Origin of the sequence: Borreliella americana (genome assembly GCF_032595795.2) — a bacterium.
GTDB classification, from domain to species: domain Bacteria; phylum Spirochaetota; class Spirochaetia; order Borreliales; family Borreliaceae; genus Borreliella; species Borreliella americana.
Genome location: NZ_CP132449.1, coordinates 413,433 through 430,031, shown reverse-complemented (window position 1 = coordinate 430,031; position 16,599 = coordinate 413,433). Strand labels below are relative to the sequence as shown.

The following is a 16,599-nucleotide window of genomic DNA, read 5'->3' as shown; positions in this document are numbered from 1 at the left end:
TTAGTATTTATAAGTTATAGATATCCCAATAGAATTGTAATAAAAATAAGAATTGCCAGTTGCTATTTTTTTTGAAATATCAGCCAGTCCGGCTGTGTTACTTGTGTATGTGGGATTTGTAGACAATTTAAATTGTAGGCCAACTGTTAAAGGTTTGATAATTTCAAAATTAGCAACAATAGAAATATTGTGATAAAAAAAATCGCTTCCCCAGCCTTTGTTTTTCCAAGAACTTATGTTTCTTTCTTTACCAATTTGTGTTTTTCCTTCATAAAGTAGGCCTATGGTGTTAAGAGGTATTGGCATTTTGTAAGCTAAAAGAACGTAAGGTTTTATTAGCATGCCATTTATATTTTTACCATCATCTGCTTTATATTTCCAAAGTTGATATTTTTTTGCGTGGGGATTGATTAAGTATATAAAATCATTCCCAATAGCTGTAATGATGTGTGTCCATTCGCCTTGGAAAATAGCGTTTAGATCAAATTGGAATCGCCCACCCGCTGTTATTTCTGAATAAAATTCAACATCATTTGAATATTTTCCATTTTCAATGTGTACACCAACTCCTTTGAATCCAAAAGCTTGCCAACCTATACCAAGTTCATTTGATGCATATAAATTTAAAAAAGCAATAGGAGTAAAGCTTATTGTGCTTTTAAATGAGACGCTTACAGGAGATAATCCTATATTTAAATCTATGTCTATGCCATTATTTTTAAAAAATATAGAATTAGGATTGTGTAAAGCTTTAAAATTTTTATAGTAACCTAAATATGATATTAGTTTTATTCCTCCCCAATAATTGCCTGGAATTTTTAAACTTGGTTCAATATTTTGGAAGTTAGGATGTTTAAAGCTTTGTGAAAAGACGCTTCCATTTGTGCCCAGCTCGTGGGGAGGATAATAAGCAGATTTGAAATTAAAGTAAAAATATTCATTATTGAATTCTAAGTTCTGTTGATCTTGGGCAAGAATTATTTTTGCTTGCAAAAGCAACAAGCAAAAGCAAATTTTTTTTATTTTAAATATTTTTCCCATTTATTTTTTTCAACATTATTTCAATTATTTTTTTTCTTATTTCATCAATCTTAACTGATGCATCAATATTGTTAAGTCTAGAGCATTTTGAGTAAAATTCTATTAGTGGTTTTGTTTGTAATCTATATTCTTTAAGTCTTGTTTTTAAGCATTCTTCTTTATCATCTTCTCGTTGGTAAAGATCTCCTCCGCAAACGTCGCAAATGCCAACGTTTTTTGTTGCTAGGGTATATATATTAAAAATGTTATTGCAAGATTTACAAATTCTTCTTCCCGAGAGTCTTTTTATTACTAACTCTTCATCAATTAAAAAGTTTATTATTTTTACATTTGGCAAAAATTTATCAAGAGCTTTGGCTTGACAAATATTGCGCGGAAATCCATCTAAAATAAAATCTTTGTTGTTTTTAATAGCTTTAATTTTATCTTCTACTATTTTGATTGTAATTAGGTCAGATACCAGTTCTCCCCTTTCAACAATTTTTTTTATTTCTTTTCCAAGAGTCGTAGAATTTAAAATATTTTCTCTAAATAAGTCTCCTGTTGAAATGTGTTGGTATTTAAATTCATTAGAAATAATTTTTGAAATAGTCCCCTTTCCAGAACCTGGAGGACCTAAAAATACAAGCCCCATATATACTCCTGTGTAAATATTTGTTATTTTAAGGGTTTATTTGAAAACATTTAATAAAAATTTAAGCCCTACAATTGTTCCAATTGTAGATCCAAGGTTTACAAAAAGCACTATTAATAGAATTCTTGTAACTTTATTTTTGAAATATCCTTTTATTGTCGATAATTCTTCTTGTAGATTTTCAAAATCTTTGACCTTTGGTTTGTTTATATAAGCTTCAACAAGTCCTGCTACCATTCCTGTTCCTATGAATGGTATTAAGGAGAATATTGGAGAACCTAAAATAGCTGTTAAAATTGTTAAGGGATTAGACTTTAATAAAATTGATGCCATGCCTGAAAAAAGAGAGTTAGATATTATCCAAAGCTTTAAATTTTTGTAAGCAAAATCAAATCCCTTAAAGTAAAAAGAGCTTACTATTAGTAAAATGATTGAAATTGCAATCAAGTAAGATAGAACTTTGCTAAATGAAAAATGTTTTTTAGGTATTTTTTCAAGTTCTTCAACGTTTATTATTTTTTTGTTTTGACTTATTTCTTTTAAAGTTCTCATTATTCCGCTTACATGACCTGCGCCCACAACTGCAAGAATAATGCCCTCTCCTTCAAGTATTTTGTTTGTAATAAATTCATCTCTTTCGTCAATTAAAGCTTTTTTGACTTTAGGTATTTCTTTGGAAAGTTCTTCCATTATTTTTGAAAGAGCGTCCTGTTCTTTGAGTTTTTCAATTTCATCTTTTGTGATTTTTGCATCTGTTAGGGAAAAAAGGCTTGAGATTATTTTTGCTTTTTCAAATATTGGAATAGATATCCAAGCTCTTTTTAGGGTTGTTTCAATTTTTCTGTCAGCAAGAATTAGTGGAATATTGTGTTTTTTAGCTTTTAAAATAGCTGTTTTCATTTCTTCACCAGGTTTTATTCCCTGTTCTTTTGCTAATTTTTTTTGAAAATTACTAAGTATTATGTTTATGATAAGAAAGAAGGCTTTTCCTTGTTTTAGTGCTTTATCTATATCTAAGTTTCTCCATTTTTCATTCTCATTAGTATTTAAGATCGAATGATAGCGAGCTTCATCAAGTTCAACAGCAATATAGTCTGGCTTTAAGATTTCTATTAAATTTGCAGTATCTTCTGAGCTTTTTTTTGATACGTGAGCAGTTCCAAGTATATATATTGTTTTATTGTGTATATTAAATTTACTTACATGAGAAAAACAGTTTTCTTTCTGGGTGTTTTCTTTTTTATTGTTCAAAAAATATTCCTTGTTTGAAAAATTTTAGCTATTAATTAGTATAGCTTTTAATAATTTTACCATATGGTCTAGTGGAACTATATAGTCTATATTGTTTTCCTTTATTGCTATTTTTGCCATTCCAAAAACTATAGAACTTTCTTTATCTTGCGCAATAGTTAGTCCCCCAGCTTTTTTTATATCTCCAATTTCTCTTGATCCGTCATTTCCCATTCCAGTCATTATTATGGCAATTGCTTTGTCTTTTGCAATCTCTGCAATAGATTGAAATAATACCCCAATAGATGGTTTGTGACCATTTATATGTTTGCCATCGAGGATTTTTATTTGATAGTTACCATCGATTTTTTTGATTTTTGTATGATATCCGCCCGAGCTAATGTATGCATGTCCTTGCTTTAATATATCGTTATTAGTGGTTTCTTTTACGCTTATTTTGCATAGATTATTAAGATTTTTAGCAAATTCTTCTGTAAATCCTTTAGGCATGTGTTGAACAATTATTATTGGCGGAAAGCTTTCAGGTATTTCTGGCAATATTGATTTCAAGGCTACAGGGCCCCCCGCTGATACTCCAATTGCTATTATGTCAAATTTTCTCAGTTTAAGTTTTTTTATTTCTTTTTCATTTAGTATTTTTTCTTTTGCATGTTCTTCAAGTTGAGTTAATGAAGAGATGCCATTTTTGTAATTTAAAATAAAATTAGTTCTTTTGTAGTTTTTTGTTTTCATATCCTCATTGCAGACAATTTTGTTTTTTATAGATATCGATCCATAGGTCAAAAGAGAATTAATAATTTGTTCTTTTTTGATTTCATATGATTTTTTGTTTTTAGATACTAATATAAGTTCATCGGCGCCCTTTAAAGCAGCAATATTTATTAGGTTTTGATTTGAAGATGTGACTACAATTGGTATTGTTTTGTTTAAATTGTTTTTTTTATCCAAAAATAGAATGTCTTTAATATTGTTTTCTTCTAAATTCATTAATATTACTTCAGGATTATGTTTTTTAAGTTTATTTGTTGCAAATTTGCCATTAGAGGCAGTTGCAATGACTTGGAGTTTTGGAGACGAATTGATAAGGTCCGATATAAGTTTTCTCTTTACAGCAAAGTATTCTATGATAAGTACAGAAATTTTTGTTTCCACTGTTATTTTTTTCCCATTTTATTTTTGTTAAATTATAACTTATATTTATTTTGTGATTTGAATTTTTCTTTTTGAGAGTCAGTATCTTTTTTTTCATATATTATTGCCCAAGGTGTTTTTAAAAATTTAAAAGGAAGGTTAAGTCCAAAAAGTGATTCTGAATGTCCTATAAATAAATAACTGTTTTTAGACATGTTGTTGTAAAATTTTTTAAGTACTTTAATTTTTGATTTTTCATCAAAGTATATTAATACATTTCTACAAAAAATAACATCAATTTGTGAAAAATTACTTTCAAAGTTTAGGTTATGATAATCAAATCTTATATGATTTTTAATTTCATTTTTAATTTTATATCCGTTTGAATGAGAATATAGATAGTGACGGTATTCTTTAGGAATATTTTCACATTTATTTGATGAGTAATACCCTTCTTTTGCTATCATTAAAGATTTTAAGCTTAAATCAGAAGCAATAATAACAAAATCCATTTCTTTTGGAAGCTTTGATTTGAGTACAAATGCCAATGAATAAGGCTCTTCTCCCGTTGAACATCCTGCAGACCAGATAATAATCCTATTTTTCCCTTCTATGTTTTTAATATTAATTAAATTAGGAATTACAAATTTTTCAAAAGTTTGGAAATGTAGCGAATTTCTAAAAAATCTTGTTAAATTAGTTGTGACTAAATCCAAGAAATATTCTTTTTTTAATTTTTCACTAATTATTAAATTGTAAAGTTGTGCTGGGTTTTTAAGAGCAAGAGCTCGTACTGCGTCATTCACTCTGCTTTGAAGAACAAATTTATTTTTTTCATCAAAACGAATTCCACTGTTGTTATATATAAAATCGCAAAATTTTAAAAATAGTTTATCTTCAATTTCTAGCATTTTTGGGAAACCTGCTTAATTCTTCTCTTTATAAATAAGTATTACCTATTTATAATAAATCTCTAGGTAAGAATATTTTTTTTCAAAAAAAATTGTAAAATTAATATAAGTAATTTTATTATAAGGTATAAGTTTATAAAAAAGTTTTTGTTTATTTTACTTTATTTAAAGTAATAAATGGGGAATTTAATGGATTTTGAAAAAGATATTTGCAAATGTCGATTTAATATGCATTTAAAAAAGATTAAATAATGTTTAATGGGTTTAAAATAACAATTCTTAGAGAAGATATTAAGTATGAAATTTTGAGAAAATTTTTTCATGTTTTTAGCTTAATAGTTTTGGTTTTTTATAGAATAAATTTTTGGATAGGATTTGTTTTAAATATACTTTTTATGATTTTATACTTAAGTTCTGAAATTTTTAGAATTACTAAAAAAAAAATACTTTTATTTAAAAATATTTCAAACATAATATTAAAGTCAAGAAAAATATTGCCTAATAAAGTGTCTTTTCCCCCTGTCTTTTTGTTTTTAGGTATATTGATATCATATTGTTTGGCTATGCATCCTTTTAATTATATTGGAATATTTTCAGTATGTCTTGGTGATGGATTTGCAAGTCTTATTGGAAAGCTAATTCCTTCTTTTAAGCTTGTAAACGATAAAACGATTTCTGGCAGCCTTGTTGTATTTTGTGTTACTTTTTTTTCATATTATTATTTTTTTCCATATTTAATAGTAGCTTTAATTCTTGGAATTTTAGCAGTATCGGTAGAGCTTTTTGATTCTGCTAATTATGATAATTTATTTTTACCGCTTGTTGTTTCAACTTCATCCTATTTGTTAACTTCTTTTTTTTATAGCCAGTAAAAGAAAATTTTCCCTGATTTTTTTAAGTAAATTGGTATGCCAATTGAGATTGGAAGAAAGGCATAAGGTATTTTTAGCAAATTCAAGTAAATTCCACTTAATATTAAAAGCATTGAAACAAAAAGGAAAAAATAGTCAAAGCTTTTTTTTCTTAAAAATGCTACTATAAAGTTTGTTAAAATAAGTAGCAAGAATGCGTCTATATAAAATTTTGTACTTTTGATTTTAAGAATGCTGTAGTTTTGACTATTTTCGTACGAATTAATAGGCATTGTATAACTATATATGCAGGCAAAGATTAAAATAATGTAAATTGTATAATGTATTGATTTTATCTTGAAATCGCATATATATAAACTTAGAAAAAATAAATTTAATAATGAAAAAGTATTTACAAAAAGGATAAATTTTGTAAATAAATAATAACTTGAATTTAGATTGTTTTTTAAAAAAAAATCTTCGGAGACCAAAATGGGTTCTAATGTATATGAGCTAATAAAGCAATAGAAAAGTATAAATTGTATATTGTTGGTTCTTTTGTAGTTAATATATGACCACAGCGAACCTATGATTCCAGCAATAAAGATGGTTAATTTATTAATCAATATTATAAAATTATTATTGTAAATTTCTAGAATATAATTTTGATAATTTTCATTATATTTTATTTTATAAGAAAAAGTCAGTATAACTAGTGTTGCTAAAATAAAAATTATAAAAAGAAAGAAATTAATAGAAGCGTTTAACTTTGTGAACATTGATTTCATTTAAATTTCCAAGAATGTGTGTTTTGTATTTTTTTAATATTTTTTTTAATTTTTGGATCAAGTTTTTCAAAAAAATCTATCTTTGTTTTTTTTTCAATTGAATCAACGCTAACAACATAATTTTTTAAATCTAGGTCTTTTGCTTTTTCATTTGGAATAATAAAAGAGATTATTTCATAATAATTGGTATTATTAATTGCTAGCACTATTTTATAAAAATTTTTAGGTATCAAAATTTTGTTTTTACCGATAAATCCTTTATTTTCTGTTAAAATTCCAGCGCTAATGATATATATATATCCTTTTGAGATTGCCCATTCTCTTACTAATTTTTCAAGTTTTAGCCAAATTCCAGAATTAAATTCGCTTTTTTGGGGTGACATATTTGACAAAAAATATGTATCTTTCATTGCATTTTCAGAAAAGGACATGTCTGCAGAACTTACTATGTGTCCTCTGTCATAACCGCTTTTAAAGTAATCTTCAAGTTTTGGAAAAGTGCCCCTGATGTTGGTGTCTTCAAAGAATTTGGTACTCCTTTTAATTTTTTTTGATTTTAACAAAGTTAATGCTAGTTCTACCATTTCTCTTTTAAGCGGATAAGCAGCCCATTCAGATTGTCTTGCACTTTCAGCATATCCTAAGGTATAGTGTTTTTTGCTTATTATTTGGGTAGTAAGATATCCTTTGGGTATTAATTGGGATTCTTTTATTGGAATAGATTTTGTAATGTTAATGTATTTATTTTCTATTATTTCTAAATAGTCATAAATTTTATGTTTAATTTGTTTTAGGGCTTTTGGATTTAAGGAAAAAAATAAAAATACTGTTAGGCATAAAATATAGCAGTAAAGAAAAAATTTTGACCCTTTTTTCATGTTTCCATCTCGTTTTCGTCCTTAAAATTATATCTAATAGTGAAATTAAAAGAAATGTTAAATGTATCTAAAAATAAAAAATCAATTTTAAAGTCCAGCCCCATTAAAGGAATTGCCTTTTTAGAAGAAATTTCAATAAACATATAAGGCTCTATCACATAAGGCAATTTTTCATAAAATCGAATGTCTCCTATAAAGTTTGTGGATAGGTAAAAACGACCACCTATGCCAATGGTAGCAGAAAAATATTTTGTTTTTTTAATTAAGTTTGCAATGTGCCAGTTTATTCCTCCTCCAATATAAGATTTAAAGTATTGCATTTTTTGAGGGATATTAAGGTTTTCTTTTGTTAATATCATAGCAACGATTAAAAAATCAAAAGTATTATTGGAGAACGTATAATAAGGTCTATAAATAAGGTGTTTAATATTTGAATTTAGGAAAAATCCAATTCCAATTCCAATTCCTGTTGAATATGTGAATCCCCTTTCTGGGCTAAAAAAATTAGAGCTTTGATTGGGTTGATCAATTTTTTTATTAGTACTACCTTCTTCATTTGCAAGTGCATTTAAATTTGAAATGATAAGCAATGTTAAGAAAATATAGGTGTTTGGAGTTTTTTTCATAAACAGATTATTTTAAATAATATAAAAATTGTTTTACCTTTTCAATATTGCGATATTTATTTAGAGAAAATTAACCTGTTTGGTTTAAAAAATATTTTTTATATTAAGTGGCTGTGGTATGTTATTTTATTGTATATTATACAATATGTATAATTGCTAGGAGGCCACAGTTATGTTGTTTAATTTTTTGAAAAAAGATCTTGTATTTATTTTGCCAGAAGTAAATTCAAAAGAAGATGTAATTGATTTTTTAGTTGAAAAAATCAATGATAAGGGATATATAGATAATAAAAAAGAGTTTCTTCAGGGAATTCTTGATAGAGAAAAGATAGGTGACACTTCTTGGGAAAATGGGGTTGCAATTCCTCATTTTATAGGAGATATTGTTAAGACTAGTTTTATTTCATTGCTTTACATTAAAGGTGCTGGGGTTAAGTGGTCTGAAGAAAATCCTCCTGTTAATTTAATATTTTTGATTTGTATGTCAAAAAAACAACAAGGCAATGAGCATCTTAAGGCAATTGCTTTTATAGCTAAACTATTTGAAGATGATGCTTTTCAAAATGCCTTAAGTGGGTTTGTTACTACTGATGACATTTATTATTATATTGAGAATGTTCAAAGACAAGCCAAAGAAGAGGTTTTTGGAGCTACAAAAGCAGAAAAAATAGTGGCTGTAACTGCGTGTCCTGTTGGAGTTGCTCATACATATATTGCAGCAAAGAAAATTGAAAATGAAGCCAAAAAGCAGGGTTATAGCATTAGAGTAGAAACTCAAGGATCTATTGGTATTGAAAATGCCTTAACCGAAGAGGAAATTAGTAATGCATCCGCTGTAATACTTGCTGTTGATAAGGATATTGATGAAAAGAGATTTGAAGGCAAGAGAGTTTATAAAGTTTCAACTGTAAAAGCTATAAACAATACAGAAAATATTATTAAGGAAGCTTTTAATGCTCCAATATTTAAAAGCAAAGACTTTGGTGCTAATAGCGCTCCTAAAGCTTCGACCACAACAGGCAAAAGTAGCTTTTATAAATATTTAATGAGTGGAGTATCTCCAATGATTCCTGTTGTTGCAAGTGGAGGAATTTTAATTGCTCTTAGTATTGCTTTTGTTGGAATTGGACCTGATGGGCCTAATTTTTCTGAGCATCCATTTTATAAGCAGATTGCAGATATTGGATCTGTTGCTTTTGGAATGATGCTGCCTGTGCTTGCTGGTTTTATTTCAATGGCAATTGCTGATAAGCCTGGTCTTGCACCCGGTCTTGTTGGTGGAGTAATGTCTGAAAATGTAAAAGCAGGGTTTTTGGGTGCAATATTTGCAGGGTTTCTTGCAGGCTATGTTGCAAGGTTTTTAGCAAGAAGATCTGTTCCTGAGTGGTTAAGACCCGTTATGCCTATATTTGTAATTCCGCTAATAAGCACTATTATTGTTGGTTTTTTTATGTTGTATATTGGTGTTTATGTTGGAGAATTTATGGGGGTACTTGAGAGTGGGCTTAAATCTTTACAGAGCAATTCAGAAACGTTTGACGTGTTGGGTAAAATTTTCTTAGGGTTAGTACTAGGTTCAATGATTACTATTGATATGGGGGGACCTTTTAATAAAGTAGCATTTCTTTTTGGTGTAGGGCTAATTCCCCAAGTGCCAGAAATAATGGGAATGGTGGCAGCAGCAATTCCTGTTCCTCCTATGGCTATGGGGCTTGCAACTTTTTTGGCACCTAAATTATTTGAAAATGAAGAAAAAGAGTCTGGTAAAATAGCCTTTTTAATTTCATTTATTGGTATTAGCGAAGGGGCTATTCCTTTTGCTGCTAGTGATCCTGGACGGGTAATTCCTTCTATAGTGGTAGGAGGAGCTGTGTCAAGCATTATTGCTGCTTTTTTAGGTGTTGCTAATCATGCTCCACACGGAGGGCCAATAGTACTTCCTGTTGTTGATAATAAATTTGAGTTTATTATTGCAATTGCTGTTGGGGTTGCAGTTGCAACAGCTTTGGTAATTTTTTTGAAATCTTTAAAATTAAAGGAATCTGAATGAATAATGAAGATAATATTTTTTTAATGAAAAACAATATTAAAGAATATGATTGGGGAGGAATTAATTTTATTCCCAATCTTTTAGGCGATAAGATTGATGGAAGGCCTAAGGCTGAAATGTGGCTTGGAGCACATAAAACATTTTCTAGTAAGATTTTATATAAAAATGAATATGTGCTTTTAAGCGATTTTTTAGAAGACCATAAAGAGCTTTTAGGATGTAATGATGAATTTCCTTTTTTATTTAAGGTATTGTCTGCAAATAAACCTTTATCTATTCAGATTCATCCTTCTAAAGATATTGCTTTAAAAGGGTATGAATCAGAAAATGATAAAGGGATAGATATTAATGATCCTAAAAGGACATATAAAGACAAGAATCCTAAAATTGAACTTATATATGCTTTGAGCGATTTTTATGCTCTTAAAGGCTTTTTGCCTTTGGATGAGATTAAAAAAATTTGTGAAATTCTGAAATTAAATTTTGACTTTCAATCACATAAAGAATTTGTAAAGACTATTTTTGATTTACAAACTTATGAACTTAAGGAGATTGTTGAAAAAATTTTAAAAAATTTGGATCTTATTGATAATTTTAGGGGTTATTGGTTTAATGAAATTTACAATATTTACGGTGTAGATGTGGGTCTTTTAGTGTTTTTGGGCATGAATATTTTAAAGCTAAAGCCAGGAGAAGTTGTTTATACAAATAGTCAGGAGGTGCATGCATATCTTAAGGGAGACTGCATTGAGCTTATGACCAATTCCGACAATGTTATTAGGGCTGGGCTTACTACAAAGTATATTGATAAAGAAGAGATGTTGAGAGTTGGTCAATTTGAAGAAGGAAAGTTATCATTTTTAAATCCTGATTTTCAAGATAATTTTAGCGTATTTAGACTTCCGAATACTAATTTGAAACTGATTCAAAAAAAAATAAATGAGAACATTTGTATTAATAGAAATAGTGCAATGGTTTTGCTAGTTTTAGATGGGCATGTGATTATAAATAAATCCTTAAATCTTAAGAAAGGTGATAGCATATTTATAGGCAGAAAATCTGAAAACTTATTTATTGATGGGGATGGCGAAGCTTTTATTGCTGGTTTTAATTAAAATTAAGCTTACTTATGTGAGCTTAATTTTAATTGCCAATTAGATTATTTGGTTAATTAAATGCAAATTTTATGAATCCAAATCCAAAAAAATTGAATTTAATTCCTTCAAATAAAATGCTTGGTTTTGTTAGCAATATTGTTGGTCCTACTGCAGGATAAATTTTAAATCCTATAGATAAATTTTTTGCAAAATTATATTCCATTATAAAAGGAATTCTTATAACAGCGCCTATTCTATCATAATCAGTTTCTTTCTCTTCATTAGGAGGTATAAGGGATGTTTTTGACCAATCTGCGCCTATTCCAATGCCGCCGCCAACTTTCATATATTGTCCAATTTGCTTTTTAAAAATAACGTCTATTCCCCCATTTAGATAATTTTCAAAATTGTTTGACTTAAGGCCAATAAAGCCTCCATATCCAACATCAATATTTATATAAGGAATTGTAATTATAATGTTTGCAATAGGGTTGCCTATTCCAATTCCCATTGAAAATAAGTCATAATTTTTCTTTTCTTTTATTTCTTTAAGCTTTGCGATACAGGTGGTTGAATCTTCTTCCTTGCTGCATCTGACCATATAATTGTCAGATGCAAAAGAAAGGTGTACCACACCTAATACTAGTGTTAAAATATGTATTTTTTTAAAATTTTTTATCATTTATTCTCCATTATATATATATTTTTATAAAGCCTGAGCCCAAGAAATTAAATCTAGCTCCTTCAAATGACATTGGGCTGCCAAGTAGCATAGTTGTTCCAATAGTAGCAACAGCTTTAAATCCAATCACAATATTTTTAAGAAAGCTATACTCTATTACCAAAGGTAACCTTATTACAACCCCTATTCTGTTTTGTAGAGAAGCTGCTTGTTGTACTTCATTTTCATCTTCTTCTTCAAGTTTTTCATTCGATTTTTCAGGGCTTCCTTTTGACCAATCTGCACCTATTCCAATGCCGCCAGAAATCATAGTGTTTTTATGTATTTCGTCTTTAAATAAAAGATCTACGCCCATCACAACATAGGGCAAGAAATTGTTGGGTTTGAGCCCTATGAATCCTCCGTACCCAAGATCTATGTCTACATATGGAACAGATATTGTAATGTTTGTAAGTGGATATCCAATTCCAAAACCTATGCCAAATAAGCGGCTCACAGACTCTTCTTTTGCAAGAAGTTTATCAAAATCAAAGTCATCTTCAGACATACTTTTGCTTTTGGATTGGGCAGTTAATAAGCCCGTTGTTAATATAAATATTATTGTTGCTAATAGCATTCTCATTGAAATTCTCCTTTTTTATTTTTCAATTTTAGATAATTTTATTTTTACGATATTTTTAATAAAGCATAAAAAATTAAAAATATCGATATTTATTTGCTTATTTTGATAGCAAAACTTTATTGTTGAATTTTTTATTGTTTTGTTTATCAAAGCTTTGGTTATCAAAAAATTTTTAATCACAAATACAGGTATTATTATACTACTTGACTGTATATCGATGTTAATATTGTTTGTTTGTATAGGATTTTTGGGAATATATTTTTGCGTTGATTTTTTGGCCTTTGAAAAAAATATAAATTTATAAATTTGTAATAAACAATTTTTATTGCAATGCTTTATTTTAAAACTCTTGCAAAAAAACCTTATTTGTACCAAGCCTTTTAAAGCTAATTTTAGGCCATTAATTCTTTTTTTCAAAAATTTATCCCAAAAATTTGAATATTAAGTTTTTAATCTATAAACAAATAGTATATCAAAGTTTTGAATTTGAAATGCTGTTTTGATATTATTTTAAGTAAGAATAAATTAATTATAAATAAGATTTAATACATATAATTATTGTTATTAAACTTATATAAAGCTTATGATTAAACTATATGTCGTTTTTTTTTATTTTTTTTCCTTTTTATTGGGATTTCCAGAAAATATTTTTTTTAAAAATTTAGGATTTTCTAATAATGATCGATATTTCATGTTTGGCGAATATGGTTTTGAAAATGGACATTATTACTCTGCTGCATACTTTGTTGATGTTGTTAAAAATAATTTTGCAAACTCTGGAGTACATTCTAAGATTTTTAAGGAGTACATTGAGTATTTAGACAGTTATGATAAAAGTCTTTATGAGCTTTTAAAGATAATTAATTTCAAAGTTAAAGAATTTAAAATTAATCATTTAAGAAGAGGACGTGAAATTTATTTTTATGTAAATAGTGAAATTCCAGAAACAGATTTTTTAAATTTTGTTGATTTTAAAACAGGAAACGAATATCAAGTTTTTGTAAATAAGGATATCAACTCTCAAGAACTTTCTTCTTCTTTTAATATTTTTTTATCTATTAGATATTGTAATTCATTTCTAGAAAAACATATGACTATTGGAAGAGGGAATTATTATAGAAAGAATGTCATTGATTACAGAATAAGAGAGATTATTTTATTTCCAAATGAAGATGGAATTGTTTTTGTTTTGGAAAAAATTATGTTAAATTCTTATGGAAATAAGTATAAACGGTTTATGGTTGAAGTTAAAAAATATTGAATATAATTAATTTAGTTTTTTAAAGAAGTGTAGTGCTTTATTAAGGATAATGTATGAGTGATTTTATAGCATCAAAAGAAGATGATTATTCCAAATGGTATTTAGATATAGTTCAGAAAGCAAAACTTGCTGATTACAGCCCCGTAAAAGGATGTATGGTGATTATGCCTTATGGGTATTCTATTTGGAGTAAAATTCAGAGTATACTTGATGAAAAATTTAAAGAGACAGGACACGAGAATGCATATTTTCCTATGCTTATTCCTTATAGTTTTTTAGAAAGAGAAAAGGATCATATTGAAGGATTTTCACCTGAGTTTGCTATTATTAAGAATGCTGGTGGGGAGAGTTTGGCAGAGCCTTTGGTTTTAAGACCTACTTCTGAGACAATTATTTGGAATATGTATAGTAAGTGGATTAAGTCTTACAGAGATCTTCCTCTTAAAATTAATCAATGGGCAAATGTTGTTCGCTGGGAAAAGAGAACAAGGCCCTTTTTGCGCACTACCGAATTTCTATGGCAAGAAGGACACACTGCTCATGCTACTGAAGAGGAGGCATTAGAAGAAACTTTACTCATTTTAGATGTATATAAAAGATTTATTGAAGATTATTTAGCCATTCCGGTTTTTTGTGGTAAAAAATCTGAAAAGGAAAAATTTGCGGGGGCTGTTTCTACTTATTCAATTGAGGCATTAATGCAAGATAAAAAGGCGCTTCAAGCCGCTACATCTCATTATTTAGGTTTAAATTTCGCAAAGGCATTTGATGTAAAATTTCAAGACAAAGATGGTAAGATGCAGCATGTATTTGCTAGTAGCTGGGGTGTTTCTACTAGATTGATTGGCGCTTTAATTATGGTTCATTCTGATGAGAAAGGTTTAGTTTTACCGCCCCGCATTGCTCCAATAGAAATTATTGTTATTCCCATTTTTAAAAAAGAAGACGAGATTAATGAAAAAATTTTGGACTATTCTTGTTGTGTTATGGATACTTTAAAAAAAGCAAAATTTAGGGTTGAAATTGATAAGGATATTAGAAGCTCTCCAGGATTTAGATTTTCATCTGCCGAGTTTAAAGGAATTCCAATACGCCTTGAAGTAGGGATAAATGATGTTCTTTTAAATTCTGTTACTATTTCAAGAAGAGATAAGGACAGAAAATTTAAGTATCAAATATCACTTGATTCTCTTGTAAGTAAGGTTAAGGTAGAACTTGATTTGATGCAAAAAGATTTATTTAAAAAAGCATTAAATTTTAGGACCTTAAATACTAAGGAGATTTTTAGAAGCAGTAAGGATAGTTATGAGACATTCAAAGCTTATATGAATGATTATTCTGGATTTGTGCTTTCTTGTTGGTGTGGCGGGTTGACTTGTGAAAATATTATTAAAAATGAAACTAAAGCTACAATCAGATGTATTCCTGATGATTTTAAAGCCAGGGATTTAACGGGTATGACTTGTATTTATTGTTCTTCTAAGGCTAGATATTTTGTTTTATTTGCCAAATCTTATTGATTTGTTTAACTTTAATTAATTTTTTCTTGATTTTTTAATTCTTTAAAATTTATTATATGAATGATTGCAATGTTAAAAGCAAAGTCGATTAGTAAAGCCAAAGAGATTAATATTGGCAGCATTGGCGTTATGTTAGAAACATTTAGCTCTATTCCTTTTGTATAGGTAGAGCAAAGCATTGTAATTATATAAATTAAACTATTTGGCATATGAGGAAATGCAAAGACAAAAAAAAATGATAAAGTGCTCATATAGCTTATTTCATAGATAGAAATAGGCAAGCTAGAATATGATTTTAAAATTATAAAAAATGATATTACTGAAACAAAAATAGTACCAAATTTAGATACAAAATTTATTAAAGGTATGTTTATAATTATGGATTTTTTTATATTTATTCTTTCATTTTTAATATCTTCTATTAATATCGCATAGGGAGAATAAGAATCTTTTGCAAGTCCTGAAAATATTATGTTTTGAAATGATACAAAGATTCCTTTATATATCATTTTAAAGCTTTTTGTTAACCTATAACTAATTGTTGGCAATATTATGAATAAAATTATAATTGTCCACACCAAAAAGAATGTTATGCTGTTTGTGTAATTTTGGTAATCCTTGAAATTTTTTAAGTTTGTAGCGTAATCTGCTGTTATAAAAATGATTCCTATATTTAATATGTTTACAATAAATCCATTTGCATGGTAAAAAAGATTGGATGCGCTTAGCATCAGTTCTCTAGCTATTCTGCCCTTTTGTTTTGCATAATAAAAGCTTGTGCCTATTATTATTGAAATCATGTAGATGCTTAGTAGATTTGGATTACTAGATGTAAATATTTTGAAAATATTTTTTGGAAAAAATGTTTCTAATAAAGCTTCTTTTTCAAAAAAATATGTATTTTGTATTGTTTTTTCTAGTATTGGAATTCTTTGTGGAAGATATATTGTCGCAGCTATTATTGATATAGCAACTCCAGATAGGTTGGTTAAAATTCCATAATAAATGGTTTTACCAAAAAGCTTTTTAAAGTTTTTATTTTCAATAATATTTTCAATTCCTAATGGAATTGAAAATATTAAAAAGGGAATAAGAGATAAGTATGATAATCTTATAAAAGCATGTGACAAAGAGCTATAAATCCCAAGAGGGAAAAATAATCCTAAAAAGATTCCAATAGGCAGAGTGAAAAAAAAATTGATTTTTATTTTCATGCGACTTCTCCTTTCAGAGATTTAAGGTACACTGTGTATAAT

Annotated in this window: 16 protein-coding genes and 1 pseudogene; 5 read left to right on the top strand and 12 right to left on the bottom strand. The window is 28.0% G+C overall.

Features of this window, described 5'->3' with window-relative positions; translation table 11 throughout:
• The 5 genes from QIA00_RS02060 to QIA00_RS02040 are packed head-to-tail and all read right to left on the bottom strand — an operon-like array spanning position 1 to position 4,968.
• Positions 1 to 1,041 carry a hypothetical protein gene (locus QIA00_RS02060; RefSeq protein ID WP_316257188.1) on the bottom strand — a complete coding sequence of 347 codons (1,041 nt, stop codon included), beginning with the start codon at positions 1,039 to 1,041 and terminating at the stop codon, positions 1 to 3.
• Positions 1,025 to 1,675: an adenylate kinase gene (locus QIA00_RS02055; RefSeq protein ID WP_316257187.1), complete on the bottom strand. Its 651-nt coding sequence runs from the start codon at positions 1,673 to 1,675 to the stop codon at positions 1,025 to 1,027. Before QIA00_RS02055 ends, QIA00_RS02060 begins: the two co-directional genes overlap by 17 nt.
• Positions 1,676 to 1,711: 36 nt before the next feature.
• Entirely contained in the window at positions 1,712 to 2,926 is a 1,215-nt protein-coding gene (locus tag QIA00_RS02050; protein ID WP_316257186.1) for a TraB/GumN family protein, read from the bottom strand.
• 24 nt (positions 2,927 to 2,950) lie between these two features.
• Positions 2,951 to 4,078, bottom strand: a complete 1,128-nt coding sequence (locus QIA00_RS02045) for a chemotaxis protein CheB (protein WP_316257185.1) — start codon at positions 4,076 to 4,078, stop codon at positions 2,951 to 2,953.
• Positions 4,079 to 4,110: 32 nt separating this feature from the next.
• Positions 4,111 to 4,968 (bottom strand): protein-glutamate O-methyltransferase, encoded by an 858-nt coding sequence (locus QIA00_RS02040; RefSeq protein WP_316257184.1) that lies wholly within the window; start codon positions 4,966 to 4,968, stop codon positions 4,111 to 4,113.
• A 251-nt stretch (positions 4,969 to 5,219) separates the two neighbouring features.
• On the opposite strand from QIA00_RS02040, the gene QIA00_RS02035 reads away from it, so the two are divergent.
• Positions 5,220 to 5,840, top strand: coding sequence for a diacylglycerol/polyprenol kinase family protein (locus QIA00_RS02035; RefSeq protein ID WP_316257183.1), 621 nt, complete (start codon positions 5,220 to 5,222; stop codon positions 5,838 to 5,840).
• On the opposite strand, the gene QIA00_RS02030 is transcribed toward QIA00_RS02035, so the two are convergent.
• Genes QIA00_RS02030 through QIA00_RS02020 form a run of 3 tightly spaced genes read right to left on the bottom strand, consistent with a single transcriptional unit; the run spans position 5,828 to position 8,111 of the window.
• A complete protein-coding gene (locus tag QIA00_RS02030; protein ID WP_316257182.1) occupies positions 5,828 to 6,607 on the bottom strand; it encodes a hypothetical protein in 780 nt (259 codons plus the stop codon). The two genes, QIA00_RS02035 and QIA00_RS02030, sit on opposite strands and share 13 nt — an antisense overlap.
• On the bottom strand, positions 6,604 to 7,485 hold the full coding sequence (locus QIA00_RS02025) for a DNA/RNA non-specific endonuclease (RefSeq protein WP_316257181.1): 882 nt from the start codon (positions 7,483 to 7,485) through the stop codon (positions 6,604 to 6,606). The genes QIA00_RS02030 and QIA00_RS02025 overlap by 4 nt, the downstream gene beginning before the upstream one ends.
• Positions 7,482 to 8,111 (bottom strand): hypothetical protein, encoded by a 630-nt coding sequence (locus QIA00_RS02020; RefSeq protein ID WP_316257180.1) that lies wholly within the window; start codon positions 8,109 to 8,111, stop codon positions 7,482 to 7,484. The genes QIA00_RS02025 and QIA00_RS02020 overlap by 4 nt, the downstream gene beginning before the upstream one ends.
• Before the next feature lie 172 nt (positions 8,112 to 8,283).
• Between QIA00_RS02020 and QIA00_RS02015 the strand changes: the two genes are divergently transcribed.
• Both QIA00_RS02015 and manA read left to right on the top strand, forming a co-directional pair.
• On the top strand, positions 8,284 to 10,161 hold the full coding sequence (locus QIA00_RS02015) for a fructose-specific PTS transporter subunit EIIC (protein WP_316257179.1): 1,878 nt from the start codon (positions 8,284 to 8,286) through the stop codon (positions 10,159 to 10,161).
• A complete protein-coding gene (gene manA / locus QIA00_RS02010; RefSeq protein WP_316257177.1) occupies positions 10,158 to 11,276 on the top strand; it encodes a mannose-6-phosphate isomerase, class I in 1,119 nt (372 codons plus the stop codon). The genes QIA00_RS02015 and manA overlap by 4 nt, the downstream gene beginning before the upstream one ends.
• 52 nt (positions 11,277 to 11,328) lie before the next feature.
• Here manA and QIA00_RS02005 read toward each other — a convergent pair whose 3' ends face one another.
• The 3 genes and pseudogenes from QIA00_RS02005 to QIA00_RS01995 form a co-directional block, all read right to left on the bottom strand.
• Positions 11,329 to 11,940 (bottom strand): DUF3996 domain-containing protein, encoded by a 612-nt coding sequence (locus tag QIA00_RS02005; protein WP_316257176.1) that lies wholly within the window; start codon positions 11,938 to 11,940, stop codon positions 11,329 to 11,331.
• 10 nt (positions 11,941 to 11,950) lie between these two features.
• The gene (locus QIA00_RS02000) at positions 11,951 to 12,562 is read right to left on the bottom strand and encodes a DUF3996 domain-containing protein (protein WP_316257175.1); all 612 of its coding nucleotides are present in this window, start codon (positions 12,560 to 12,562) and stop codon (positions 11,951 to 11,953) included.
• A pseudogene (locus tag QIA00_RS01995) lies at positions 12,559 to 12,979 on the bottom strand (hypothetical protein). The gene QIA00_RS02000 and the pseudogene QIA00_RS01995 overlap by 4 nt, the downstream one beginning before the upstream one ends.
• 166 nt (positions 12,980 to 13,145) lie before the next feature.
• Between QIA00_RS01995 and QIA00_RS01990 the strand changes: the two are divergent.
• Together QIA00_RS01990 and proS are read left to right on the top strand one after the other, a co-directional pair.
• Positions 13,146 to 13,823, top strand: a complete 678-nt coding sequence (locus QIA00_RS01990; protein WP_316257174.1) for a DUF2259 domain-containing protein — start codon at positions 13,146 to 13,148, stop codon at positions 13,821 to 13,823.
• Between the two features lie 53 nt (positions 13,824 to 13,876).
• A complete protein-coding gene (proS, locus tag QIA00_RS01985; RefSeq protein ID WP_316257173.1) occupies positions 13,877 to 15,343 on the top strand; it encodes a proline--tRNA ligase in 1,467 nt (488 codons plus the stop codon).
• 11 nt (positions 15,344 to 15,354) lie between these two features.
• On the opposite strand, the gene QIA00_RS01980 is transcribed toward proS, so the two are convergent.
• Positions 15,355 to 16,557: a dicarboxylate/amino acid:cation symporter gene (locus QIA00_RS01980; RefSeq protein ID WP_316257172.1), complete on the bottom strand. Its 1,203-nt coding sequence runs from the start codon at positions 16,555 to 16,557 to the stop codon at positions 15,355 to 15,357.
• Positions 16,558 to 16,599 lie beyond the last annotated feature (42 nt).